Here is a 24,856-nt window from a genome sequence, read left to right on the forward strand (position 1 = left end):
CCGCCGGATCCCGCCGGCCGGCGGACTCACCCGTCGGCCGGCAGGCTCATCGTGATGCTCGTCCCGACGCCGAGCCGCGAGCTGAGGGAGCAGCTGCCCCCGTGGCGGGCGGCGATCGTCGCGACGAGGGCCAGCCCGAGACCCTGTCCGGGCCGGCCCTGCGCATTGCTCGCCCGGCTCAGTTCGCCCCACACCTGGTCGATCTCCTCGGCCGGGATGCCGATGCCGGTGTCGGCCACCTCGAGCGCAACGAATCCCCCGGTCTGGGAGCCCCGCACCTCGATGAGGGCATCCGGGCCGGTGTACTTCGCTGCGTTCGACACCATGTTGTGCACCGCCGAGTAGAGCAGGTCGGCGTCGCCGCGCACGGGGGGCAGCGGCCAGGGCGCCTCGGGGAAGCTCAGCGCGAAGGAGCGCCCCTGCCCGGAGACGACCAGGTCCTGCTCGACGGCGGCCACCGCGTCGCGGGCGGTCTCGACCAGGTCGACCTGCTCCGCCTCGAGGGGCGCGACCTCGAGCTCGGCGAGCCTGCGCAGGTCCTTGAGCAGGCGTCCCATGCGCAGGGACTGGGCGTCGATGATGGCCCTGCTCCCGTCGTCATCGAGACTGTTCGCGGCGGCGCGCATGGCCGTCAGCGGGTTCTTCAGCTCGTGGTCGAGACGTCGCAGGAACTGGCGGTGCGCACGGCGGGCGGCCTCCTCGGCGTCGCGACGCGCCCGTTCCGCGCGGGTCGCGGAACGGGCGCGCAGCAGGCGGTCGGCGAGCAGCACGGCGCTGAGCGCCGAGCCGGCGGCGAGCAGCACGACCGGCAGCCCGACCGCCAGCACCAGTGCGCGCCGCTCCCCCGCCAGCCACCAGCCGAGCGCGGCGGGCGCGGCGACGAGCACGGGCACCAGCCGCAGGACGAGGCCCCGGCGACCGCGGCCGACGTTCTCCTGGCCGGCGCCCCGGCCGGGGCTCAGCGGATCGGGGCTCACGCGCGGGACCGTCCGATGAAGCGGTAGCCGACCGAGGGCACCGTCTCGACGTACCGCGGGGCCAGCGGGTCGTCGCCGAGCACGCGGCGGATCTCGCGGATGCGGTGGTCGACGGCCCGGGTCGAGGTGGCGAAGTCGATGCCCCACAGCGCCGCGAGCAGGCGCTCACGGGTGTGGAGCTCCCCGGGGTGCGTCACGAGGTAGTCGAGCAGCATGGCGGCCTTCGGGGTCAGGGACAGCTCGCGGCCGGCGAGGAAGAACCTGCGGGCGACGCGGTCGACGACGAGTTCGCCGCAGGTCACCCTGTCGGCGGCCGACAGCGGTCTGGGGGCGCCCGAGGCCCGGCGCAGGACGGCCCGGATGCGGGAGACGAGCTCCTGCGGGTCGAAGGGCTTCGACAGGTAGTCGTCGGCGCCCTCGTCGAGTGCCGCCGAGCACTCGTGGGAGACGTCGATCTGGGTGAGCAGGATGATCGGCGTCCACCCTCCCCTGGCGCGGATGCGGCGCACGAGCTCGCGGCCGTCCATGCGGGGCATGAGAACGTCGCTCACGACGATGTCGGGCCGGACCCGGTCGTGCACGAGAAGGGCCCGTTCGCCGTCCGGGGCGACGTGGACGACGAATCCGCAGCGGCGCAGGCAGGGGGCCAGGGCATCGGTGATGGCCTGCTCGTCGTCGACGAGCAGGACCGTCCGCCTGGACTGGTCATCGCTCATGGCTGCTCCTCCTGGCGGGCGGGCGGCGGGACGTCGTGTGCCCCGCGGCCCGCCCCGACGGTCCGCCGGGCCGGCTCTCACCCGGCTCGGCGGACGACGTTGTCCGTACCGACCTGCTCCACCTCGGGGGCGGAGTCCCCGCTCCAGACGATGGTGTTGCCGGCGCCGTTGATCGTCACCTCCATGACGCCCATCACGTAGACGGTGTTGTTGGCGCCGGTCACCGTCACCTCGGGGGCCGTCCGGGCGACGACGGTGTTGTTGCTGCCGGTGATCTCGACCTCCGGGCAGTCGACGGCGACCCGCAGGAGCTGGTCGTCGCCCACGATGTCGTCGGCGTCGTCGGCCGAGATCTCGAGCTCGGCCCGCGAGAGGGCGTCGAGCCAGTCGGGGTCGGTGATGCCGGCGTCCTGGCCGGGCGCCCCGCTCGCGGTGGTGTCGCGCGGGCTCGTGGACGCCGACGACACCGGGGCGTTCGCAGTGGTCTGGGACGTCGAGGCGGTCGTGGCGGACGACGAGGAGTCGTCGACGCTGAGCGAGCAGCCGCAGGCCAGCAGCGCGGCGCTCACGACGCCGGCGAGGGAGAGGACGGACTTCGCGCGGCGGTTCATCGGGGGCATGATCATGGTCCTTTCGTCGGCCCGCCCGCGGTTCTGCGGCGCCGGGGCGGTGATCTCTCTTCTGGGCGGGACCGGATGAGTGGGCCCGGGGAGCGTCCGCCCGTTCCCGTTCATCCCGTCTGAGTCGAGCCTACGGACACGATGCCGCAGGGCTGTCGCGGCGATGTCGCAGTCCGGCGACATGGGGCTCGGCTCCGGATGCGCCGGGCGCCGTGTCAACCTTTCCGATGTCGTCGTCGGGGTCCCGGCTCGGCCCCGGATGCGCCGGGCGCCGACGGGTCAGTCGCGCGCGAGGTTGCGCAGCACGAACTGCATGATGCCGCCGTTGACGTAGTAGTTGCGCTCGCCGGGAGTGTCGATGCGCACGACGGCGTCGAAGCTCACCTCGGAGCCGTCGGGTCCGGCGGCGACGACCGTCATCGTCTCCGGGACCGAGCCGTCGTTGAGCCCCTCGACGCCCCTGATCGCGAAGGTCTCCTCGCCGGTGAGACCGAGCGAGTCGGCGCTGCTGCCGGCGGGGAACTGGAGCGGCAGGACGCCCATGCCGATGAGGTTCGAGCGGTGGATGCGCTCGAAGCTCTCGGCGATGACGGCCCGCACGCCGAGCAGGAGCGTGCCCTTGGCGGCCCAGTCGCGCGAGCTGCCCGAGCCGTACTCCTTGCCGGCCAGCACGATGAGCGGGACGCCCGCCGCCCGGTAGTCGAGCGAGGCCTCGTAGACGGTCGTGACCGGCGCCTCCGGCCTGGCGAAGTCCCTCGTGAAACCGCCCTCGGTGCCGGGCGCGAGCTGGTTGCGCAGGCGGATGTTGGCGAAGGTGCCGCGCATCATGACCTCGTGGTTGCCGCGGCGCGAGCCGTACGAGTTGAAGTCGAGCGGTGCCACGCCGTGCTCGAGCAGGTACTGGCCGGCCGGGGTGTCCGACCTGATGGCGCCGGCGGGGCTGATGTGGTCGGTGGTCACGGAGTCGCCGAGTTTGAGGAGCGCGCGGGCGTCCGTGATGTCCTCGACCGGTTCGGGCTCGGCGGGCATGCCCTCGAAGTACGGGGGGCGGCGCACGTAGGTGGAGTCCGGGTCCCAGGCGAAGAGATCGCCGGTGGGCGTGGCGAGGCTGCGCCAGCGCTCGTCGCCGGCGAAGACGTCGGCGTAGTCGGCCCGGTACATCTCGGGGTCGATGCAGCTGCTCACGACCTGCTCGATCTCGTCCTCGCTCGGCCAGATGTCGGCCAGGCGGACGGGCTCGCCGTCGGCGCCGATGCCCAGCGGCTCCCTCGTGAGGTCGGCGTCCATCGTGCCGACGAGCGCGTAGGCGACGACGAGCGGCGGGCTGGCCAGGTAGTTCATCGTGACGTCGGGGTTGATGCGGCCCTCGAAGTTCCGGTTGCCCGAGAGCACCGAGGTGATGGCCAGGCCGTTGTCGTTGGCGGCGGTGCTGACCTGCGGGAGGACCGGGCCGGAGTTGCCGATGCAGGTGGTGCAGCCGTAGCCGACGACGTCGAAGTCGAGGGCGGCCAGGGGCTCGATGAGGCCGGCCTTGGTGAGGTAGTCGGTGACCACCTGGGAGCCGGGCGCGAGGGTCGTCTTGACCCAGGGCTTGCGGCGCAGGCCCTTCTCGACGGCCCTCTTGGCGAGCAGGCCGGCGGCGATCATGACCGAGGGGTTCGAGGTGTTGGTGCAGCTCGTGATGGCCGCCACGCCGATGGCGCCGTTGTCGAGGCGCACCGGCCGGCCGTCGATCTCGGTCTCGAGGGGCCGGGTGGCCTCGCTCACGTGGTCCGCGACATCACGGCGGAAGACCCGCTGTGCCTCGTCGAGGCCGATGCGGTCCTGGGGGCGCTTGGGGCCGGCGATCGAGGGGCGGACGCTCGACAGGTCGAGCTCGAGGTATTCGGAGTACTCGGCCTCGCGGGACGGGTCGTGCCACAGGCCCTGCAGCTTGGCGTAGGCCTCGACGAGGGCGACCTGCTGCTCGTCGCGGCCGGTCAGGCGCAGATAGTCGAGGGTGGCCTCGTCGATCGGGAAGACGGCGATGGTCGAGCCGTACTCGGGGCTCATGTTGCCGATCGTGGCTCGGTTGGCGAGCGGCACCCGGGCGACGCCCTCGCCGAAGAACTCGACGAACTTGCCGACGACGCCGTGCTCGCGGAGCATCTGGGTGATGGTGAGCACGAGGTCGGTCGCCGTGGCGCCGGTCGGCAGTTCGCCGCTCAGTCTGAAGCCGACGACGCGCGGGATGAGCATCGAGACGGGCTGGCCGAGCATGGCGCACTCGGCCTCGATGCCGCCGACGCCCCAACCGATGACGCCGAGGCCGTTGACCATGGTGGTGTGCGAGTCGGTGCCGACGCAGGTGTCGGGGTAGGCCTGCAGGACGCCGTCCACCTCGCGGGTGAAGGCGACCCGGGCCAGGTGCTCGATGTTGACCTGGTGGACGATGCCGGTGCCCGGGGGAACGACGGTGAAGTTGTCGAAGGCGCCCTGGCCCCAGCGCAGGAACTGGTAGCGCTCCCGGTTGCGGCCGTACTCGATGTCGGTGTTCTGCCGCAGGGCCTGCGGGGTGCCGAAGTGCTCGGCGATGACCGAGTGGTCGATGACCATCTGCGAGGTGCTGAGCGGGTTGATGCGGGCCGGGTCGCCGCCGAGTGCGGACATCGCCTCGCGCATGGTGGCGAGGTCGACGATGCACGGCACGCCGGTGAAGTCCTGCATGATGACGCGGGCCGGCGAGTACTGGATCTCGTGGTGCGGCTGGTCGTCGGGCCGCCAGGCGGCCAGGGCCCTGATGTCGTCGGCGCTCACCGTGACGCCGTCCTCGGTGCGCAGCAGGTTCTCCAGCAGGACCTTCAGGCTGTAGGGCAGGTGCTCGTGGCCGGGGACCGCGTTCACGCGGAAGACCTCGTAGCTGGTGTCCCCCACCACGAGATCGTGGCGGGCATCGAAACTGTTCAGACTCATTGACTCTTCCCGGGCATCTGGTGTCGACTGCGGAGGGCCGCACGATGCGGGCGCCCCGCGGGATGTGGACGGGATGTGTGGGCACGGGGGTCGCGGGACGACGCCCCGGCCATTCATCTCGGCATCAAGATAACACCGTGGAGCGGAGACCGGGTCCGTCGTGCCCGCGGCGGACGCCATCGGTCCGCAACCGCCCCGACCCGCGGGGGATGGGCGGCATCGCCGGGAAGTACGGTGTGACGTTGGAGCAATCGCCCCGGCCCGCGGGGGATTGGGCCCCGGACCGGAACGCGGGCCGGCCTCGAGGGGCCGGCCCGCGCGGTGCGCCGGGAGGACGGCGCCGGTGAGCTCAGCCGCGGGTGAGGCGGCGGTGACGGCTGGCATGGGGCCGGGCGGCCTCCTCGCCGAGCCGAGCGATCTTGTTCTTCTCGTAGTCGGCGAAGTTGCCCTCGAACCAGAACCACTTCGGGTCGTTGTCCTCGTCGCCCTCGAAGGCGAGGATGTGCGTGGCGATGCGGTCGAGGAACCAGCGGTCGTGGCTGATGACGACGGCGCAGCCGGGGAACTCCAGCAGGGCGTCCTCGAGGCTCTGAAGGGTCTCGACGTCGAGGTCGTTGGTGGGCTCGTCGAGCAGCAGCAGGTTGCCGCCCTGCTTGAGCGTGAGCGCCAGGTTGAGTCGGTTGCGCTCGCCGCCGGACAGCACCCCGGCGGGCTTCTGCTGGTCGGGGCCCTTGAAGCCGAAGGAGGCGACGTAGGCGCGGCTGGGCATCTCGAAGGCGCCGACCCTGATGTGGTCGAGGCCGTCGGAGACGACCTCCCACACGGTCCGGTCGGGGTCGATGCCGGCGCGGCCCTGGTCGACGTAGCTGATCTCGACCGTCTGGCCGACCGTCAGCTCGCCGGAGTCGGGGCTCTCCTGACCGACGATCATCTTGAACAGGGTCGACTTGCCGACGCCGTTGGGCCCGATGATGCCGACGATGCCGGCGCGTGGCAGGGTGAAGTCGAGGCCGTTGAAGAGCAGACGGTCGTCGAAGCCCTTGTGCAGGTCGACGGCCCGGAGCACCTCGGCGCCGAGGCGCTTGCCCGGCGGGATGTTGATCTCGCCGGTGTCGATCTTGCGGAAGCGCTCGGCCTCGGCCGCGAGCTCCTCGTAGCGGGCCAGGCGGGCCTTGTTCTTGGCCTGGCGGGCCTTCGGGCTGGAGCGCACCCACTCGAGCTCCTTCTCGAGGATCTTGGCGCGCTTGGCGTCCTTCTGACCCTCGATCTGCAGGCGCTTGCGCTTGGTCTCGAGGTAGGTCGAGTAGTTGCCCTCGTAGGGGTAGAGGCGGCCGCGGTCGACCTCGCAGATCCAGCCCACGACGTTGTCGAGGAAGTACCGGTCGTGCGTCACGCACAGGACGGCGCCCGGGTAGTTCTTCAGGTGGCCCTCGAGCCAGTTGACGGATTCGGCGTCGAGGTGGTTCGTGGGCTCGTCGAGCAGCAGCAGGTCGGGCTGCTCGAGGAGCAGTTTGCACAGGGCGACGCGGCGCCGCTCGCCGCCGGACAGGACGTCGACGGGCGTGTCGGGGGGCGGGCACTGGAGGGCGTCCATCGCCTGCTCGAGCTGGGAGTCCACGTCCCAGGCGTTGCGGTGGTCGAGGGCCTCCTGCAGCTCGCCCAGCTCGGTGAGCAGGGCGTCGTAGTCGGCGTCGGGATCGGCCAGCGCGGCGCTGATCTCGTTGTAGCGGTCGAGCATGCCCTTGACGTCGGCGACGGCCTCCTGGACGTTCTCGAGGACGGTCCTGCCCTCGGTGAGCGGGGGCTCCTGCTGGAGCAGACCCACCGTGGCGCCCTTGGCCAGGAAGGCCTCGCCGTTGTTGATGGGCTCGAGGCCGGCCATCACCTTGAGGAGGGTCGACTTGCCGGCGCCGTTGGGGCCCACGACGCCGATCTTCGCATCCGGGAAGAAGGACAGCGTGACGTTGTCGAGGATGAGCTTCTCGCCGACGGTCTTGCGCACGTCGTGCATCTGGTAGATGAATTCAGCCATGAGGGCGTGGTCTTCCTTCGCGTCTGTGTGGTGACCGCTCGCCGAGGACCGGTGCGGTCGACTGCCTGCTGTCCGGCGAACCGGGCCTGGCACCGGCCCGCCGTGCCGCACGGCGGGCCGTCCACCGGCGCCCCGTGACGGGGACGACCGGGGCCGCGGCGCCTGCGAGGGCATCGGGTGATGCCGGTGCAACTCGACCAAGTATGCCAGCGCAGCAGGCCGTCGCAGAACCGGTCGCACCCGGCTCACCCGCTCAGGGCGGGCTCGGACTCCGGCTCGTCGCTCCTCGCGCAACCCACTTCCGAAACCACGGCCCTGGTTGGTCAGAGGCTGGATCGCACGAATGTGTGATGCCCCCACAGGACGAAGGGCAGGCACCATGCCAGGGCCAACAGGACGGTGAGCGGTAGGGCGTCGAGCAGACCCGTGCCCGAGGCGAAGTCACCGCCCAGCAACCGGGTGAGGACCGCGCTGGGCAGGATCGCGTTCACCCAGTCGGGTGCGATGAGGGCGAACTGACCGCCGCTGAACAGCGCCGGGACCATGATGGCGAGCATCTGGCCCAGTCCGAAACACAGCGCGAGGATGATGACCGCGACGGACACCGACTTGGCGATGACGGCCAAGCTGGCCCCGATGAGCCCCGCAAGCGCGAGCACGAATGCGCCGCGACACACGAGCAGCAGGGCCTCTCCCGTCCCGAGGGGGCCGATCGCCCGCCGGAACCGCCGTCGCGACGAGCACGTCGAGGTCGAGGCCATCTGAGCTGTCCAACAGAAGACGATCAGCATCTACCGCCACCCCGACCGGCGCCGGAGCCGCTAGGTCATGACCAGCCTCATCGACTCCATCAGCCAGGCAGCCCCCCACCGTGCTGACCGAGGTCACCGCCCTGGCCAGACGCCGGGCCGACATCCTGGTCTGCTTCGAGCGCCTCGGCACCTCCAACGGTCCCACCGAGGCCGTCAACGGACGACTAGAACACCTACGAGGCATCGCCTTGGAGCTCCGCAATCTTATTCAAGATACCACCTGCAGCCTGCTCAAAGCTAGCAGATTCAAACCCCGATTACACCCCCAAATGTGAAGAGCCACGAATCAGTGCATCCCCTTGTTGTACACAGTCAGACCGCTGCTATCATAAACATTAATGGTAGCTTTTCGCAGAGTTGCGATAAGTATTACCACATTATCATCGACACCCCTAGGAGATCTTAAATGCGGATACTCATCAGTCCTGTCGACGCTGACGAAGCAGTTATCGCTTACGAGTGCGGCGCTGACATTATCGACATCAAGAATACTGCCGAGGGGTCACTTGGCGCGAGCTTTCCGTGGGTGATCCGCGAAGTCATCGAACGCGTCGGTGATCCCGAAGTGACTTTCAGTGCTACACTGGGAGATTTGCCCTTTAAGCCCGGCACTGCAGCGCTGGCCGCTCGCGGTGCGGTGACTTGCGGTGTCACCTACGTCAAGGCTGGCCTCCATGGACCCGCGACGGTCGACGAGGGCGTGCAGTTGATGACAGCTGTGGATCGCGCCGCCAAGGGGGTCAACGATAACGAGATCTTGGTGGTCACCGCGGGTTACGCAGATTACCGGCGTTTCAATGGTCTCAACCCACTGCAGTTGGTTGAGATCGCAACCAAGGCCAAAACTGATTTAGTCATGATGGATACCCTTTTCAAAGATGGCAAGACTCTGTTTGACTCCTGCGATCTGGCGGAGCTCGGCGAGTTCGTTTCGGCAGCCCACGAAAATGATTTGACGGTCGCACTGGCAGGGTCGATTAGGCAGCAGCACCTCGACCAGTTGGCGTCCATCGGCACCGACATCGTGGGGGTTCGTGGCGCTGTCTGCGGAGGACTCGACCGCAAGACGACCATCGACCGTGAGAAGGCCCGCGAGTTCATGACTGTGGCTTCTACATGCTGATCCTCTGGAACCAAAGTCAGCGTGATCCAGCTAGGCAGCCATGATTTCGCGCTCGACAATTGCGGTCAAGCTAGGAGGCAGCTTGATATCTCGTATGATCGATGGCTCGGCGGTCCTACTTGAGGAGCGCCTAGCTGAACTCTGCGCTCAGTTACCCCACGACCGCCCTGTATTCGTCGCCCACGGCACTGGATCATTCGGCAAACCGGCGGCAATCGAGTTTGGGTATCTTGATTGCATGCTGTCCGATGATATGGGAAGAGTGGTCTCGCATGTCAACCAGTTACTCTTAGAACTGGAGTTAGCTGTCTACCGGCAGCTTGAGCTTTATGGTCTAAATCCTTTCCGGATCTCACTGCTGGAGTGGTCTCGCGCACCGAATACCGAAATGACTCGTCAGTTGGAACTGCTCATCATGCGAGGTCACACCCCAGTGGTTGGTGGCGGATTTGTTGTCACTGACACCGGGTACGAGGTTTTATCCTCCGATGACATCGTGGTGGGTGCCGCACTCGCTCTGCAGGCCAGCACTGTTGTATTTGCTGTCAATGCCTCAGGAGTCTACGACGACACGACCCCCAATCACCGAATCCACGAGTCGATCAACGTCACCGATCTAGTGCGGTTATCTGGGATAACTGACATGGCTGACGACTGCACAGGGGGCATCGCAGCGAAGCTCCACGCCGCCGCCCGAGCTGCCTCTGCCGGAATCAAGACTTTGATCGTGGATGGTCGGTCACCTCAGAACTTGGGCGAGGCCCTCGCGGGACGACCATTTCAGGGTACCGAGCTTTTCAGTTAAGCCAAGGATATTCGGTTAAGCCAAGGATATGGCATGTGCGGTATCGTAGGAATATTTCGACCGGAGGGTGTCGGCGCCAAAGACGAATTTCTGGCGACTCGCATGTTGGGCATGGTAATTCATCGAGGTCCTGACGCGCAGACCATAAATCGAAGCGACGGAGCGGTACTTGGTAGCGCTCGGTTAGCGATCGTTGACGTGCCCTTTGGCGGCCAACCGTTTAACGATGAGTCAGGATCGATCTTGGTGGTCTTCAACGGCGAGATAACCAATCATCGTGAGCTATCATCGCGGCTTCACGCGTCGGGACACCACCTCGCCTCACACTGCGACGGGGAGGTAATCGCCCATGCTTACGAAGAGTTCGGAGTTTCCTTCGCCAAGCACTTGGAGGGGCAGTTCGCGATAGCCTTATATGACCGGCGCAGCAAAAAGTTGGTTCTAGTCCGCGACCGGTTTGGGATTTGCCCTCTGGTCTGGACTTGGAACGGCATCACCTTGAGTTTCGCATCCGAAGCTAAGGCCCTTTTTGCTGCGACTGTGCTCAACCCCCGGCCCGATCCAGAGGGGATGGCCCAGCTCTGCTATTTCGGCACGACTGTCGCGCCACACACTATGTTCGCCGGGGTCAACGCGTTGCCAGCCGGGCACCAACTTGTGATCGACTCGACCGGGTCGCTCACACTTACACGTTACTGGCGGTTGTACTATCCTGAGACTCATGTCGGTCGCCGACTCGATTTGGAGGCGGCCCGTGAGGAACTTAATAACCTGTTGGTTAGAGCGGTCAGGCGTTGTATTCAGGGTGAGTACCCACCGGTCACCTACCTCAGCGGCGGAGTGGACTCTGCTCTGGTCACATCGCTCGCGAGGCGACATGTTCCAGGTCGGCTCATCGCACTTTCTGCGGGCTCTACTGCTTCCAAGTTCGATGAGACCAGCTTGGCAGCGGAGGTTGCTAATCATCTGGACGTCGACTTGGTCACTGAGGTGATGACTGACGTTGATATCGCCAACGTGTTCTCCTCATTGATGTGGCACTTGGAAACCCCAACCCTGTCAACCGAGTCTGCAGCCCTGCACACGCTTGCTCGCCGGGCCAGCGGTCTGAGTAAGGTGGTTCTGACCGGAGAAGGAGCCGACGAGGCCTTTGCAGGTTACCAGGCCTTCGAACAGAGCCAACAACTCAGGTGGATCTGGGATTCGCCATCGCCAATCAGAGCCTTGGTCCGTCAGTTGCTTCACAGCCGACTTGCCTCGCAATGCTTAGCCCCGGACGACAGTCGTCTGGGTCGGATCCGTGATGCCTTCGGTTTCATCCCAGCCCAAGCGGTCGAGTGGGAGTTCTACCGCGAGGTTTTCGCCCCGGTCCTCGTCGGCCCTGCCGGGGCGCTACTCAAGGCCGATGCTCCGCTCGCCACGGTGGAATTTGACCGGAGCCTGTCCACCCGAACGTCCCATCTAAACGCTTCCTTAGCGGTATCTTATGAAGTCATGCTGGGAAACTACCTTCTTGGGCCGCACGGCGACCGGGTACTTGCGGGCGCCTCGGTTGAGGGACGGTACCCTTTTCTCGATCGAGAGGTGGTCGAATTTGCGGCACTGTTGGGTGACCATGCCAAGATCAGCCAAGGCCGAAATAAAGTGCTGCTCAGGCTCACGGCCCAGCACCACGTGGGCCCGGAAGTAGCGTGGCGCGCGAAGAAGCGATTTACCATGCCGTTTGTAAATCCCTTTATCTCACCGAAATCACCCGAACTCTACCGCTACCTAATGGCCCCGCAAACCATTGACGACTTCGGCTACTTTGATGTCAAGCAGGTTGCCACTGCCCTGGGTCAATTAGATGATCCTCTCCCGTCCGGCTCCCGGGGACGACGACGCTTGGTGAGATTGCGACAGGGATTGTTGGTGACCTTGGTCGCCACCACCCAGCTTTGGCATTACACTTTCTTCGAGCAACCGATCAGTTTGGAGTCCAACCAGTCAGAGTTGCCAATGGGAGAAAACCATGTTTGACTCAATCGATCAAGCAAACGCGGCAGCAGCGCGCCTCGAAGAGAATCGAACCGAGATCGATCGCACCATCGCTGCACAGATCGACTGGTTAACCCACCACGGACCGGCAGCAGACGACCCCTTTATCGGCGCCATCTACCATTGGCTTGAACACTACCTCTACGTGGTTGGTAAACGGTTCCACGGGCTAACGGTCATTCTGAGCTATCGGGCGGCGGGCCGCACGGATGTGGATGCAGTACTGCCGGTTGCGGCCGCTCTTCAACTTTATCATCACCACACGCTGGTGCACGACGACATCTACGACGGGGATGTTATGCGGCGTGGGTTACCGACAAGTCATGTGCACCTTGCCAGCCTTTTTGAAAGCGAGACGGCAGGCGCCTGCGATCCGAGGCCTTTCGCCAGCCACGGCGCCCGTAGCGGTGTCATTGCCGCTTTCGCCTACGGCAAGATCTGTCGAGCCCTGGCAAATCGGGCGGTCTCCGCCACAACACTGGATGGCGCTCGTGTCTTAAAGATCCTAATGATGCTTGAGGAGCATGATCTGTGGGACAACGTGGGGCAGCTGCTCGACGTCTACCACGAGGGTTCACGACTGCCATCTTCTGAGGCATGTCTGCAAAACGTCTGGCTGAAAACTGGGCGGCTGTTCGAGGTCTGCGCTCGCGCGGGCGCAGTCGCCGCAGGCGCTGACGCGTCCATTACCAACGCGCTGGTCTCGTGGGCGGGCAACTTAGCGGTTGCCTATCAACTTAAGGATGACCTAGAAGATACTGTCGGCAACAGCGAGAAGGGTCTTGGGCGTGGCATTGGAGTTGATCTAGTCGCCTTGAAGCCAACCTACCTACTGAGCCTAGCCAATGAGTTGGCCGATGCTCAAGATCGTGCCACACTCAGCGCTTGGTTCAATCGCGAGCAGGACTACAGCGTCGACGAGTTCTCCGCACTTATCGACCGCACAGGCGCTCGTCGGGTGACCCAGCTCAAGGTCGAGGAACTCATCTCGGCGGGCGTGTCTACCGTCGGTTCCCTGGGCACGGTTGGGCCCGATGTGTTAGCGGAGGTCACCGAACTGAGCAGATACGCGATCTCCGACGAATACTGGCACCGACCGCTTGCCAGTGGACGATCAACTGCGGTGGATACGGAGGCCAGTGGTGAGTAGACATGCGGTCGTCGACGTCCACGGAGTCCTACTTGGTCGGCAACGCTACGACGCCTCGTCGCCGGGCGATTTCATCGTCGGCTTGCGTGACGCCGGCTACCTAGTGCATATCATCACTAACTCTAGCAGCGTCACTGCCGCTGACCTGACTAGCGAGTTGCTGGCACACGGCGTCAAGGTTTGTATGTCCGAGGTAATCACGATGGCGATGGTTGCTGCATATCGGTTGTCATCCCTCGGTGTGGACGAGGTGGCGGTGATCGGCTCTGACGTACTTCGTGCCGAATTAGAACGCTTGGTTTGCGGCCTGCGGGTCACGGAGGTCGGCGCGTCAGAGGTGCTTCTGGTCACTCGCGATCCCGACCTCACCGAGGAAACATTGGATTGTGTGCGGCGCCGTCCACCACGACTCATCTTTGCCACCTGCAGGGACACCGCTTTCGCCGATGCCTCGGGAGTCCACGCAGGCCCTGGAATAACCGTACACCAAGTCGAACTGGCTGCTGATCGTGAGGCGACCTTGGTCGGCAAGCCGGATCCCTACGTGATCACCGAATACTTGGGTCTGCGCGGGAACGAACTTGATACTGCCGTGGTCATCGGCGACTCGCTCACCCAAGATGCCGAACTGGCCAAGCGCGCCGGCTGCCGAGTGTTGATCACCGGGACACCCGGAACCGCCTCATGCGATCTACCCAACGTTTCTCGCCTCGACCAAGCACTGGATATCATCAGGGGATTCGAATGATTACCATTCTCGGAGACCAGTTGCGGGCCGTAAGCGGGATACTGTTGACAAACCGCTTCCACCTCTTCTTCCTGCCGGTCATTCTGACCGCCTTTTGGAACCAGTCCATGCATCTATCGCTCGATTGGCAATACTACATCATGATTACCGCGTCCGTGGTTGCCAGCTATGTCTTCAACCAAATCACCGACCGTGATGAGGACGCCGTCAACTACGATGCCAAAGGCCACTTCTTCGCCAGTCAGCGAGTGGCGGTGTCGATTTGTATCGGAGCCAGCGTGCTGGGCATCGGTCTTGCGCTGCGAGCCGGATGGGGTTTCTTTGTCTACTCCTTTACGATCAATATCTTGATTAATCTCTACAGTATGCCGATGCCTTGGAGCACCCGGCCAGGTCTGTCGCGGATCAAGCAATATCGATACATTAAGAACGTCTTCGCTGCATTATGTTGGTCGGTCCCTCTGCTAGTCACTCCCCACGTCTACGTGGGAAGTTTGCCGCAGTGGCCTCAGTTGTTGGCCATGATCGTGGTTACCTTCGGGTTTGACTACCTTTCAGAGTTGCTATGGGACGTCCGCGACACCGAAGGAGACCTCAAAGCGCAGGTGAAGACCATCGCAAACACTCATTCGACCCAAGTAGTCCATTGGATCGCAAGGGCGATAATCGCGATCACTTCGGTGACCTACCTGATGGCTTTGGTCTCCAACGTGCTGGCAGAGCCACAGGGCTGGCTCTTCTTGGCCGCTTGGACACCGTATTCTTGGCTGTTCGTTGATCGGTACTTGAAATCTGATTCGCAGCTGACACTGTCTCACAGGTTCGTCATTTTACAGGCAGTCATCGCCCTCGGTGCGCTGGTAGTGCAACTCGTCGTGGGGTAATTCGTAGCACTGGAAAGGAGAGAAGATATGGATCTTACCAATGCTTGGCTGAAGGCCCGTACAGTGGCCGATGGAGCCTTGAAGTTAGCTGTGCCACTTAGACGAGATGACCAATGGATGGCCACCTATGTGGATGAACCGCGATTCGGATGGGACTGGGATGGGCTCGAACGGGGCTTCTTGGCCCCTGTCCATGAGTTCAATAGCCAACATCCCGTCGGTCTGCGGACGCTGTTGTTGGACCTGCTGCTGACAGGAAAGGCGCCACAACAGTGTCCATCGGCAAGACTGATCGCGGCAATCGAATGCCAGTACCTCTCATCGATCATGCTCGATATGGTCGCGAACACGCATGACTTGCCACGTCAGGACGAATCACTGCCGCTGCCCCCACCTGTCTGGGTGACGGTTGCCTATAACCTGCGCCAACTCGGCGTTCTCCTCTCCTACGAAGAAGAGTCTGCCCTCACGCTGGAAGATGACACTCGCCTCGGCGAAGTCTTCGGTGAGTATCTGGTGCGACAGGGCCTTGCCCGGACTGCAGACCTTGGGATCCGTAGACTGTCGGGTAAGTTAGATCATCAAGGGTTACTTGGCCATCTGCTGTCAACGGAGCCCTCCGCTTCCTTCGAATTAGTGGGTCACACAGCTGTTGCTGTCGCTGGGCAGCCGCAGGCGGGCATCGTGTTGGCCGCAACCTGTCGGCACCTCGGGGCAGCGCTGCGCTTGGATGCCATCTCCCAATCGGTGCTGGACTCAGTCGGGGAGGAGCCTGTCGTCTCGGACGAGACCCGTCTGCCCGAAGCGGTCCTGCGAGTGGACGCCGACTTGGCCGCGCTTGCTGCCGAACAAATGTGTCTAGCTCTCGGATTCGCCAAACGTTCCCTTCCAGGAGCGAATCAGGCGGTTCTCAGGTTTATCCGGCTTGTCGCCCCTCGACTCTACGAAATGATCGGAGTTAGCCAATGAGTGTCACCCTCGCCCCCGGAATGACCGGCGCTTGGGCCGAGCAGTACAAGGTCTGGCTGCCTTTCGCCCGTCAGGCTGTCTTGGAAACCGTTGATCGATGGGGCGCTGCTGAGGCGATCCATGAACTGGCCGGAACCGATCTGGCTGACGAAATGACTGAGTTGCTGGTTCACGACTGGTACGAGCCCTTCCGCTCCTACCTGAATCGGACTGGCAAGATGATCCGGCCGGTGCTGGTCTGCTTGACTGCCCGCTCTTTGGGCGCTGACCCGGTGAAGGTCCCCAGTCTCGTGGCAATGGCCGAGATCATCCACTCATCCTCGCTGGTGCTGGATGACATCGCCGATGACTCTGACTTGCGCCGCGGTGAACCGACCGCACATCGAATGGTTGGCATTCGCACGGCGGGAGCGCTCGGCTCATCCTGGCTGAACATGTGCTTTTTTATCTTGGCTAATTCCAAGTCGGACTTGCATGACAGCTCAAGGAGGCGGCTGGGACGCGAGCTTGCCTGGGAGCACTGGGTGACTGGTCTTGGCACCACAATCGATACGATGTGGCCGTCTGAGAAAACTATGGATCACAACCCGCTCGAATACTTGCAGTCGGTGTTGCACCGCTCAACTTCCTATACTTATCGAATGCCGTTCAAGATCGGCGCGAGTATAGCCAATGCCGACGACCGGGCGTTCACGGCTTACTCGAGACTCGGTGAGGAGATCGGGCTGGCCTTCCAAGTGATCGATGACCAGCTCAACGTGGCTCCCGTGAGCGAAGAATGGGGCAAGACTACCGCCGAGGACATCACCGCGGGCAAGGTGACGCTGCAAGTACTGCTCACACTGCGACGGGCTGACCGCAACCGTGCGGCGGAACTAATTCGTATTCTGCGGGCAAACACGACCGACCAGTCCGAGTTGCGAAACGCGGTCGGCATCATGCAAGAGTGTGGTGCGCTCGCCGAGGCGCGAGAAATCGCAGACCAGCACTTGGATACCTGTTTGCGCATCATCTCCGACATGGACTTCCTCCGCGGCGATGATCGTGAGCTGTGGTGCAGCTTTATTTCATATCTTTCGAACCGTGATCGATGAGAGGAAACATCCCCATGACCACCACCGTTGAAATCGGCCGCGGGGCCATCCGCGTCAGTTCACTGACCAAGACATACCCGGGCCCCACTCGCGACCTGAAGGTGCTCGATAACATTTCGGTTTCCGCCGAGCGGGGCAGTTACATTGCTCTGCGGGGCGTCTCGGGTAGCGGCAAATCGACACTGCTCAATATCTTGGGAGGCATTGAGGTGTTCGATTCAGGAAAGGTCGAGGTGAGTGGGGCCAACTTGAGCACCTTGCTGCGCAAGCAACGCACCGCCTTCCGGGCTAGGACCATCGGTTTCATATTCCAGTTCTTCAACCTACTGCCTACCCTCACCGCCTTGGAGAATGTGTCTGCTGCGCTTGAGCCGCTGGGCAAGGCAATTGCTGAGCGACGCGAGCAGTCGATGGCCATGCTGGACGCAGTCGGGATCGCACATCTAGCCAACAATTTCCCTGCCCAGATGTCCGGTGGCGAGCAGCAACGCGTTTCAATTGCCCGGGCGATGGTCAAGCGGCCTCCCGTGATCCTGGCCGATGAACCAACCGGTGCTCTTGACCGCAAGAATGCAACACAAATACTCGATTGCCTGACTCGGTTGCAACAACAGATCGGCACCACGATCGTCGTCGCCACTCACGATCCGATCGTCATCAGCTATGCCACCGAGACCTGGGAGATAGGCGATGGCGTCATCGAGGTCAGTCACTCATGATCCAGATCCACAATCCTGCCCGGTCCCTTCCGCTCAGCTCATTGCAGAAGTTCGCCCTCGGCTCTGCCTGGTCGGTGGTAGGTCGGCTGATGCTGTTGATTGCAGTCGCGTCCGTGGCTTTCTCGATGTTGGTCGGTGAGTACTCGGCCATGTCGAGTGTCACGAAGGCGCGCGACAGCTGGTATTCTGACAGTCAGCTCGCAGACATGGAACTGAGGTTCACTCCCTCGCCAAACCAGCAGACGCCGCGCTTTGATGGGCTGCCCGGGCTGGCCAATAGTGCGTCCCGCCAGATCCTGTCCGGCCGCACGAGGCTGGCTGGATCCGGTGACCTAGCGCTGACCGTAATCTCTACCGATTCGGTGCGGGCAGGGGCTCGGTTGAATATTCTGACACCTCTTGAGGGGGCCCTTCTTGCGCAGGATGACGAGTCCGGTGTATTGATCGACCAAGGCATGGCGAAGTACCACTCGGTCGGCGTTGGCGACTCACTGAACATCGAGGTCGGCGGTACCACGCGAACCGTGACCGTGCGCGGGGTCGTCCGAGACCCTGAGTTCCTCATTGCCCCGCTCAATACGAGCCTGTTCGTCTCAGCCAAGGGTTCCATGGGGGTGGTCTATCTGCCGCCGTCGTCGTCGACCGTGAACAGCGTCGTTTTCAACTTCGAGCCAGGCCAGGATCTCGACGCCGCTCGGCAGGTCGTTCTCAATGAGGCCGCCGCGCAGCACCTGACCGGGGCCTACGTCATGAAGCAGGATGAGCAGTTCTCCTACCAGTACGTCGAGAAGAACTTGGACGTCTTCGGCATCGTCATCCCCCTGATGGTGCTGGTGGGAGCGCTGTCGGCTGCCGTTGTGTCGATGTTCCTCTCGGCGCAGTGGATTGCGCGAGAGCGCAAGAGCATCGCAGTACTGCTCGTGCAGGGTCACGAACCCGCCGCAGTGGCCCGCGCCTACGTGCTGCCCTACATGTGGTTGGCCGCTTGGACAATCCTGATAGGTCTGCTGGGATCAATATTCGTAGGGCGTGTATTCCTGGAGAATTTCGCATCATCAGTTGGGTTGCCGAACGTGCCGTTCGTCCTTGATCCCGTGATGATCACTATCGGTTGTGCTAGCACCTTGGTCGTTTATGGACTCGGCGCAGCACTTGCCTTTGCAGAGATGTTTCGGATGTCGCCGCGCGATGCCATGACCCGCACTATCGATACCGCTCGCAGCGGCCGAATAAGAAGGGCCCGGCTGGGGACTCTGGCGACAAGCACTACAGCCCGTCTTTCAGTCAGAAACATCCAGCGCAACCCGCGGGTGTCTGCTCTGACCGTGCTGGCCATCGCGATCGGTTTTGGCCTGACGGCGGCTTACTTCCTGTCGTATTCCTCGGTGATCTCCACTTCTCGGTCGGCTGTTGACGGCAACCAGTGGGACCTGACTGTCGACTTCACCCAGTCACAGTCAAACGCTCAGGTGGCAGCCCTCATGACGGAGGCTGGTGTGAGTGAGTGGACGCCTATCATCAAGACGGTGGCCCAAGCGACCAACGGTTCGGCCATCGAGAACCTTATGATCGGCGGCTTCGATCCGAAGAATACCTGGCACAAGGTGAACCTTGTCGAAGGCTCTGACATCTCCGAATCTGATCCAGATGGCGTGGTCATCGAGGCCGGGCTTGCTCACCAGCTGGCGCTTGAACCGGGCGATGCTTTCACGGTGAACGCGACAGGCATCGAACACGAGGTACGGGTAGTGGGGATCATGTCGTCTGCGTTACCCGGTGAGGTTCGCTCGACGCTGGAGTTCGCGAGCTCACTCACTGGAAGTGACCTGTTCTCGGGTGCCTTGGTCAAGGCCCCACCTGGCGAGATTGCCTCGACCGCCGATGCACTGAACTCCGAATCGGGGGTGCAGCAGGCTCTGAGCAAGGAAGAAATAGTCAAGCTGATTGTCGCTTCATCCGACCAGATCACAGCCTTGCTGTGGCTCGGCGCGCTGACGAGCATTGCGGTGGCGCTGTTGTTCGTTGGGGCGTGTCTTGGCTACACGATCCTGGAGCGGAGGCGTGAGTACTCGTTGCTCAGCCTGCTCGGTTTCCGCAACCGGGCGATTCGCAGCACGGTGGTCATGGAGGCGTCGCTACTCGGGCTGGTCGGTATCGTGACCGCCTTTCCGGTCGCCTGGCTGGTTTCGCGGCTGCTCAACGAGCGCATCTCGAATGCATGGTTCAACATCAACACTCAGCTGTCAGCTCAACCATTTTTGATCACCTTCGTTCCTGGGCTCGTCCTCCTACCGCTCGCCGCGTTGCCATTGGCCCAGTGGGTGCTGCACGCCAGCGATTTAGGGAACCGTGAGCGGGGGATAGGCTGACATGAGAAAGCGGCTGTTATGCGACGCATTTTGTTGACGGTTCTGCGGTGTCCGGCCTGTGGCTCGGCGGTGATGTTGGCGTCCTCAATGACCGATGGTCCGCAGATTGAATCAGGGACGCTAAAGTGCTCAGGATGTGAACGGTCTTACGCCATCATCGATTCTGTTCCACGCATGCTGGTGGAGGGCAATCTGGACCGCCACTCAGTCAAAGGGTTCAGCTTCCAGTGGAAAGTCCGTCAGGGCGGTGCAGGCGAGGACACTGGTGTGATTTACGGCTACCGAATTCCCCAGCTCGTCGAGTGGATGTCGCAGACCTTCTTCAGTCACCTGGATACCACCGAACGACAGCAGTGGATTTTGGATGCAGGCTGTGGCTCGGCCGAGAAATCAGCCGAGCTGGCGGTGCGTTATCCCCAGCACCAAGTGGTGGCAATCGACCAATCAACTGCGATCAGGCAAACCGCTGCCCGTTTCGGTGACGTCGCTAACCTACACTTCGTCCAAGGTGACGTGCTGCGACCGCCATTGTTGGCCGGAGCGTTCAACCAAGTGATTAGCATCGGCGTCCTCCACCACACTAGGTCAACCCAGGCTGCCTTCGATAAGGTTGCCGACTTGGTCGAACCGAGAGGAGGACTGTTCGTCTGGCTGTACCCTCGCGAGGGGGAGGATTCGTTTTGGGACGGTCTATACCGACAGCGGGACCATCACTTCGCGGGGTTGGGCAGTAAGCTGCCCATACCGTTGGTCATGGCATGGTGCCGCCTCTATGTAAAGATGTTCTCCAATCAAATTAAGGATTTCCTCGTGCGCGAGCACGAACGGAACTGTCAGATTTTCCCGCCTGAAATCTATCCGGTTTTCCACAACCGGGCCGAGATGATCCGCTCGGCAGTATTTCTGTCGTTCGACAACGTCATGCCACGCTACCAGTTCCGCCACGGCAGTCAAGAGGTCATCGGATGGTACGAGGCCAAGGGATTCGGCGCTCCCAACACTAGCTATCCTGGATTCTTCGCCGCCAGACGTAGTAAGCATTCTGATGCTGCAGCGGAAGACGTCAGCGCTGCGGAATCACAAGACGACGAGTGAACCACTTGGATTTTGTAAAGTTAACCACGTTAGAGGTGCGGTCGCCGATGGTCGAGTTTCCGGAGGCTCCCCAGCCACCGAACGGCGCGCCGATCTGATAGTCGATGGTTGGTTCGTTCACGTGTACGATCCCACAGGCTATCCTTGCACCCAACTCCGAACCACGGTCCACGTCTGCGCAAAGGATACTGGCAACCAGCCCCGGCCCCTGTTCATTGACTATCGCTACTACATCCTGATCGTCGCTGAATGGCGCGACCACCGCCACTGGGCCGAAGATCTCCTCCTGCCAAGCGGGAGACCGTCTCGTCGGGTCGATTAGAACCGTTGGGTGGTAACACAGTCCCGAATTCGTACCACCCAACACCAACTCGGAACCGACGGCGACGCTGCGACGAACCAAGCCATCGACTCGGGCCAACTGTCGAGCGTTGATCAACGGGCCCAGATCGTTCTTAGAATCGGCCGGATCGCCGACCTGCAGGCGGTCCGCGTAGTTGACCAAGGCCTGCACGTACGCCTCGACGCTGCTCTCGTGAACCAAGTGACGTCCGGTTGACATACAGACTTGGCCCTGATGGTAAAAACTGCCGAAACCACCGCAAGAAGCTGCCAGCTCGACATCGGCATCTCGTAGCACCACCAGAGCATTATTGCCGCCCAACTCAAGCAGCGTTGGTGTCAGTTGACTAGCTGCGGTCTCGGCTATCCGCTGCCCGACAGCGACGGAACCGGTGAATGTGACCTGCCCGACGCGGGGATCGGCGACGAGTGCCTCGCCGATCTCGGCATCGCCGGGTATCACGCTCAGCACCCCGGCTGGCAACCCGCTGGCCTCGAACATCCCGGCTAGCCACAGTCCGCCACTGATCGCGGCGCAGGGATGGGGCTTGAGGACTACGGTGTTTCCGAGTGCGAGTGCGGGAGCTATCGCCCGGATGGCCAAATGGGCGGGAAAGTTGAAGGGGGCGATGACCGCCACAACACCGATCGGCTCCCGGTGGGTGGTGGATTGGCGCTTGTCGCCGGGCAGAGGGTGATCAAAAGTCAGCTTGGCCAGTTCTGCGGCTTCCCGAAGCTCGGCGGCCGCGAGGCCGACCTCGAGACGGGCCTTGGCAACCGATGAACCCGTCTCGTGAACTAACCACGCCACCAGTGCGTCCCCGCCGGCACTCATAGCGTCTGCTGCGGCTGAGAGGACAGAGATCCGTGCCTGCCTGGCTGCTGCCCACGCCGGTTGAGCCGCGAGAGACGCCGTTAGCGCCCGGTCGATCTCGCGGGTCGAGCAGGCCCCCACCACGGCGAGTTGGCCTCCAGAGAACGGGTCGGTGACCGTCAGTTCACCGGTGACTGGCTGCCAACCAGCCACGAACACCGAGCCGGTCCAGCACGGATCTGGCTGGGGGACCGGGATATACTGCCAAGTCATGGCTGGTCTAGTGGGTCGGAGGTGGTCGGGGCAAGAACGACAGGTTTGATTACCAAACCCGCTGCATGGTCAGCCAGCGCCTCGGACAGGTGATCCGTCGGGTAGATCCGTACCAGCTTGTCGAGTGGGAAACTACCGTCCTTGCAGAGATCAACAAGCCGACCGATGGTGCAGTTTATGTCACCAGCTCCCAGCACCCCCTGAACTCGTTTGCCCCAGACGAGTCGATTGTGATCTAAGGTTATGTTGGTACCCGCGCGCGACCCTCCGATAAGCGCGCACACCCCGCGCGAACCGATGGCAGCGACAGCGGCCTCGGCGAGCTGCTGGTTGCCAGTGCATTCGACTACCGCATCGGGGCGGCTTCCAAAATGACGGCGGAGTAAGCTTGGCAGCTCGGCAGCATCTTCAATCGCAAGTGGATCGGCCCCAAGCTGTGCTGCGAGTTTGAGCTTGGCAGGCTTATGGTCGACGGCTACAACGTGCACACCGACCATGCTTGCGGCCACGATCGCGGCGCTGCCAACCGCACCGACGCCCAAAACCACGACGTTGGCTCCCGGCTGCGGTCTAATCACGTCGGAGACCGCATGGAATGCGGTCGAGAATCCACATCCGAGCGGCGCCAGCTTTGCCAGTGGGAGCCGTTGGTCGATCGATACCAGACTGCTCGCCGCGACGACGGTGTGGCTCGCGAGAGAGGATTGACCAAAATAATGGCCACCGAGGTATTTTCCGTCCGGGAAACGGTAGGCTCCCTGCCCACTCAGGGGGCCGAAGACGCGGACACCAGCCTCAGTGGTCCGTCTTGTGTGCTTGCAGTATGAGGTTGCCCGAGCCGTACAGGCGGGGCAGTCACCACAGTGAGCCCAGCCGAGCACAACATGCTCGCCAAGGTGAAAACCACTCACACCTGAGCCCACCTTCTGGATGACCCCAGAGCCCTCGTGGCCGACCACACCGGGTAGTGCGAAATAACGGGTGCCATCGATTACCCGTCGGTCAGTGCCGCATATGCCGCTCGCAGCAAGTTCGACGAGCACTTCTCCAGGCCCGGGCGGGTCAAGCTCGACGGTCCGCCAGGTAAGATCTGCTTTACCGTGGGTGACTGCAGCCATGATTAACACTTCAGGTTCCCTTCTTAAGGTTACTACAGATTATCTAGTAGGGTTGGTCCGGCGTAACCGGTGGAACTCTCATCATCTTACCCCCACATCGAATTAATCGAGAAAACTGATCGTGCGCCTCACGGGGTTATCGCGGCAATCCGTCGCCACCCAACTGCTATCACTATGATACTCCCCCTCAAGTCTCGTTAGGGCATACCGTCCATGTTCACAGGCGCCGCGTGGAGTGATATGGGTTTTTCAAGCAGTGGTTGATGGTTGGTCTCGGGCTGCTGCCTTGTGTTGTTGTCTCCATCCGGTGTCGACTTGGTCGGGGGTCTGGTAGTCGATCGCCGAGTGGAGACGCTTGCGATCGCATCGTGACTCGATCCGGGCCGTCACGTCCCGGATCGCATGGTCCCGGGCCGAGTAGACCTTACGGTTCACGAGTTCTTTCTTCAAGATCGCGTTGAACGACTCAGCGACGGCACTGCCACAGCAGCCACCGGTCCGCCCGACGGACGGGAGGACCCCGCGGCCGGTCATGAATCCCGTGCATCCGGCCGACGTGCATCGAGCTCCCCGATCCGAGTGAAAGACCGTGACACCACGGATCGGTGGACGGGCCCGGCGCGGCCATGGCCGAGGCCCCGGCGACGAGTCCGGCGCGCATGCGACCGGCGATCGCGCCCCCGACGACCCCTCCCCGAGGAGCAATCCATGACGACCGCCGGGTGGGCGAATCCCTGCCAGGTTGGAATATATGGTCGTCATGAAACAAAATCGTTTCTGGTTTCGCGGGGTGGGAGGTGCTCGAAGTCGTAGTCGAAGGCGCGGCTGGCGATGTATGAGGCGAATGCGCCGAAGGTTTCTTCGGGGGTCTCGTGCTGAATGTCCGCGATGTTGTTCTTGGCCGCGTTCCAGATGTGCTCGGCCGGGTTGTGGTCGGGCGCGTACGGCGGCAGGAAAACAGGGGTGATGCGCTCCAGCAGCTGGCCCGGCTCGTAGAGGGCGGTCAACGCTTTCGCGTGGTGGGGGCGGGCGTTGTCTAGACGACCGCGATCTTCTCTGTCTCGGTTTCGCGTTGGAGTCGTTCCAGCGCGAGGATCGTCTGCTCGGTGTTCTGGTTGCCCTCGATCGGGTACAATTTGACTTTTTTGCTGGTCAGCGAGAGGGCGCCGAAGAAGGACTGGGACGTCTTCTGCCGGTCCACGGACAG

General features: G+C 62.9%; 21 protein-coding genes and 1 pseudogene. 12 read left to right on the top strand and 10 right to left on the bottom strand.

The features are described 5' to 3' along the window. Window positions 1–26: 26 nt before the first annotated feature. The 6 genes from K336_RS0106890 to K336_RS0106915 all read right to left on the bottom strand — a co-directional run bounded on the left by K336_RS0106890 (window position 27) and on the right by K336_RS0106915 (window position 7,956). Window positions 27–977 (bottom strand): sensor histidine kinase, encoded by a 951-nt coding sequence (locus K336_RS0106890; protein ID WP_211223463.1) that lies wholly within the window; start codon window positions 975–977, stop codon window positions 27–29. Continuing rightward, window positions 974–1,693, bottom strand: coding sequence for a response regulator transcription factor (locus K336_RS0106895; protein ID WP_021796918.1), 720 nt, complete (start codon window positions 1,691–1,693; stop codon window positions 974–976). Before K336_RS0106895 ends, K336_RS0106890 begins: the two co-directional genes overlap by 4 nt. Before the next feature lie 77 nt (window positions 1,694–1,770). After that, a complete protein-coding gene (locus tag K336_RS0106900) occupies window positions 1,771–2,313 on the bottom strand; it encodes a DUF3060 domain-containing protein (protein ID WP_162142574.1) in 543 nt (180 codons plus the stop codon). A gap of 279 nt (window positions 2,314–2,592) precedes the next feature. Further along, entirely contained in the window at window positions 2,593–5,265 is a 2,673-nt protein-coding gene (gene acnA / locus K336_RS0106905; RefSeq protein WP_028706622.1) for an aconitate hydratase AcnA, read from the bottom strand. A gap of 349 nt (window positions 5,266–5,614) precedes the next feature. Then, window positions 5,615–7,297 carry an energy-dependent translational throttle protein EttA gene (gene ettA, locus K336_RS0106910; protein WP_028706623.1) on the bottom strand — a complete coding sequence of 561 codons (1,683 nt, stop codon included), beginning with the start codon at window positions 7,295–7,297 and terminating at the stop codon, window positions 5,615–5,617. A 323-nt stretch (window positions 7,298–7,620) separates the two neighbouring features. After that, window positions 7,621–7,956, bottom strand: a complete 336-nt coding sequence (locus K336_RS0106915) for a hypothetical protein (RefSeq protein ID WP_155945018.1) — start codon at window positions 7,954–7,956, stop codon at window positions 7,621–7,623. Between the two features lie 233 nt (window positions 7,957–8,189). On the opposite strand from K336_RS0106915, the pseudogene K336_RS18545 reads away from it, so the two are divergent. From K336_RS18545 to K336_RS16960, 12 genes and pseudogenes are all read left to right on the top strand, one after another. Continuing rightward, a pseudogene (locus K336_RS18545) lies at window positions 8,190–8,384 on the top strand (ISL3 family transposase); the annotation flags it as partial. Between the two features lie 131 nt (window positions 8,385–8,515). Further along, on the top strand, window positions 8,516–9,232 hold the full coding sequence (locus K336_RS0106920) for a (5-formylfuran-3-yl)methyl phosphate synthase (protein ID WP_028706625.1): 717 nt from the start codon (window positions 8,516–8,518) through the stop codon (window positions 9,230–9,232). Window positions 9,233–9,272: 40 nt separating this feature from the next. Further along, entirely contained in the window at window positions 9,273–10,037 is a 765-nt protein-coding gene (locus tag K336_RS17650) for an amino acid kinase family protein (protein ID WP_081660651.1), read from the top strand. A 33-nt stretch (window positions 10,038–10,070) separates the two neighbouring features. After that, window positions 10,071–12,056, top strand: coding sequence for an asparagine synthase (glutamine-hydrolyzing) (gene asnB, locus K336_RS17655; protein WP_081660652.1), 1,986 nt, complete (start codon window positions 10,071–10,073; stop codon window positions 12,054–12,056). After that, entirely contained in the window at window positions 12,049–13,224 is a 1,176-nt protein-coding gene (locus tag K336_RS17660) for a polyprenyl synthetase family protein (protein ID WP_081660653.1), read from the top strand. Before asnB ends, K336_RS17660 begins: the two co-directional genes overlap by 8 nt. After that, window positions 13,214–13,972, top strand: a complete 759-nt coding sequence (locus K336_RS0106930; RefSeq protein ID WP_162142575.1) for an HAD hydrolase-like protein — start codon at window positions 13,214–13,216, stop codon at window positions 13,970–13,972. Before K336_RS17660 ends, K336_RS0106930 begins: the two co-directional genes overlap by 11 nt. Further along, the gene (locus K336_RS0106935) at window positions 13,969–14,856 is read left to right on the top strand and encodes a UbiA prenyltransferase family protein (RefSeq protein ID WP_028706628.1); all 888 of its coding nucleotides are present in this window, start codon (window positions 13,969–13,971) and stop codon (window positions 14,854–14,856) included. Before K336_RS0106930 ends, K336_RS0106935 begins: the two co-directional genes overlap by 4 nt. A gap of 27 nt (window positions 14,857–14,883) precedes the next feature. Next, window positions 14,884–15,825 (top strand): hypothetical protein, encoded by a 942-nt coding sequence (locus tag K336_RS18550; RefSeq protein ID WP_155945021.1) that lies wholly within the window; start codon window positions 14,884–14,886, stop codon window positions 15,823–15,825. Next, window positions 15,822–16,919 (top strand): polyprenyl synthetase family protein, encoded by a 1,098-nt coding sequence (locus K336_RS0106940; RefSeq protein WP_028706629.1) that lies wholly within the window; start codon window positions 15,822–15,824, stop codon window positions 16,917–16,919. The genes K336_RS18550 and K336_RS0106940 overlap by 4 nt, the downstream gene beginning before the upstream one ends. Window positions 16,920–16,933: 14 nt before the next feature. After that, the gene (locus K336_RS0106945) at window positions 16,934–17,638 is read left to right on the top strand and encodes an ABC transporter ATP-binding protein (RefSeq protein ID WP_028706630.1); all 705 of its coding nucleotides are present in this window, start codon (window positions 16,934–16,936) and stop codon (window positions 17,636–17,638) included. Continuing rightward, a complete protein-coding gene (locus tag K336_RS0106950; protein WP_028706631.1) occupies window positions 17,635–20,007 on the top strand; it encodes an FtsX-like permease family protein in 2,373 nt (790 codons plus the stop codon). Before K336_RS0106945 ends, K336_RS0106950 begins: the two co-directional genes overlap by 4 nt. A gap of 18 nt (window positions 20,008–20,025) precedes the next feature. Further along, window positions 20,026–21,102 carry a methyltransferase domain-containing protein gene (locus K336_RS16960; protein ID WP_081660655.1) on the top strand — a complete coding sequence of 359 codons (1,077 nt, stop codon included), beginning with the start codon at window positions 20,026–20,028 and terminating at the stop codon, window positions 21,100–21,102. On the opposite strand, the gene K336_RS17665 is transcribed toward K336_RS16960, so the two are convergent. From K336_RS17665 to K336_RS18975, 4 genes are all read right to left on the bottom strand, one after another. Further along, window positions 21,071–22,531, bottom strand: coding sequence for an aldehyde dehydrogenase family protein (locus tag K336_RS17665; RefSeq protein WP_081660656.1), 1,461 nt, complete (start codon window positions 22,529–22,531; stop codon window positions 21,071–21,073). The two genes, K336_RS16960 and K336_RS17665, sit on opposite strands and share 32 nt — an antisense overlap. Next, window positions 22,528–23,649, bottom strand: coding sequence for an alcohol dehydrogenase catalytic domain-containing protein (locus tag K336_RS17670; protein ID WP_155945022.1), 1,122 nt, complete (start codon window positions 23,647–23,649; stop codon window positions 22,528–22,530). Before K336_RS17670 ends, K336_RS17665 begins: the two co-directional genes overlap by 4 nt. Before the next feature lie 249 nt (window positions 23,650–23,898). After that, window positions 23,899–24,084, bottom strand: a complete 186-nt coding sequence (locus K336_RS20170) for a hypothetical protein (protein ID WP_411431120.1) — start codon at window positions 24,082–24,084, stop codon at window positions 23,899–23,901. A 323-nt stretch (window positions 24,085–24,407) separates the two neighbouring features. After that, complete coding sequence (locus K336_RS18975; protein ID WP_081660658.1) at window positions 24,408–24,785, bottom strand: transposase; 378 nt, start codon at window positions 24,783–24,785, stop codon at window positions 24,408–24,410. Window positions 24,786–24,856 lie beyond the last annotated feature (71 nt).

The sequence above is a fragment of the Propionibacterium acidifaciens DSM 21887 genome (genome assembly GCF_000426605.1).
Lineage (GTDB): Bacteria > Actinomycetota > Actinomycetes > Propionibacteriales > Propionibacteriaceae > Propionibacterium > Propionibacterium acidifaciens.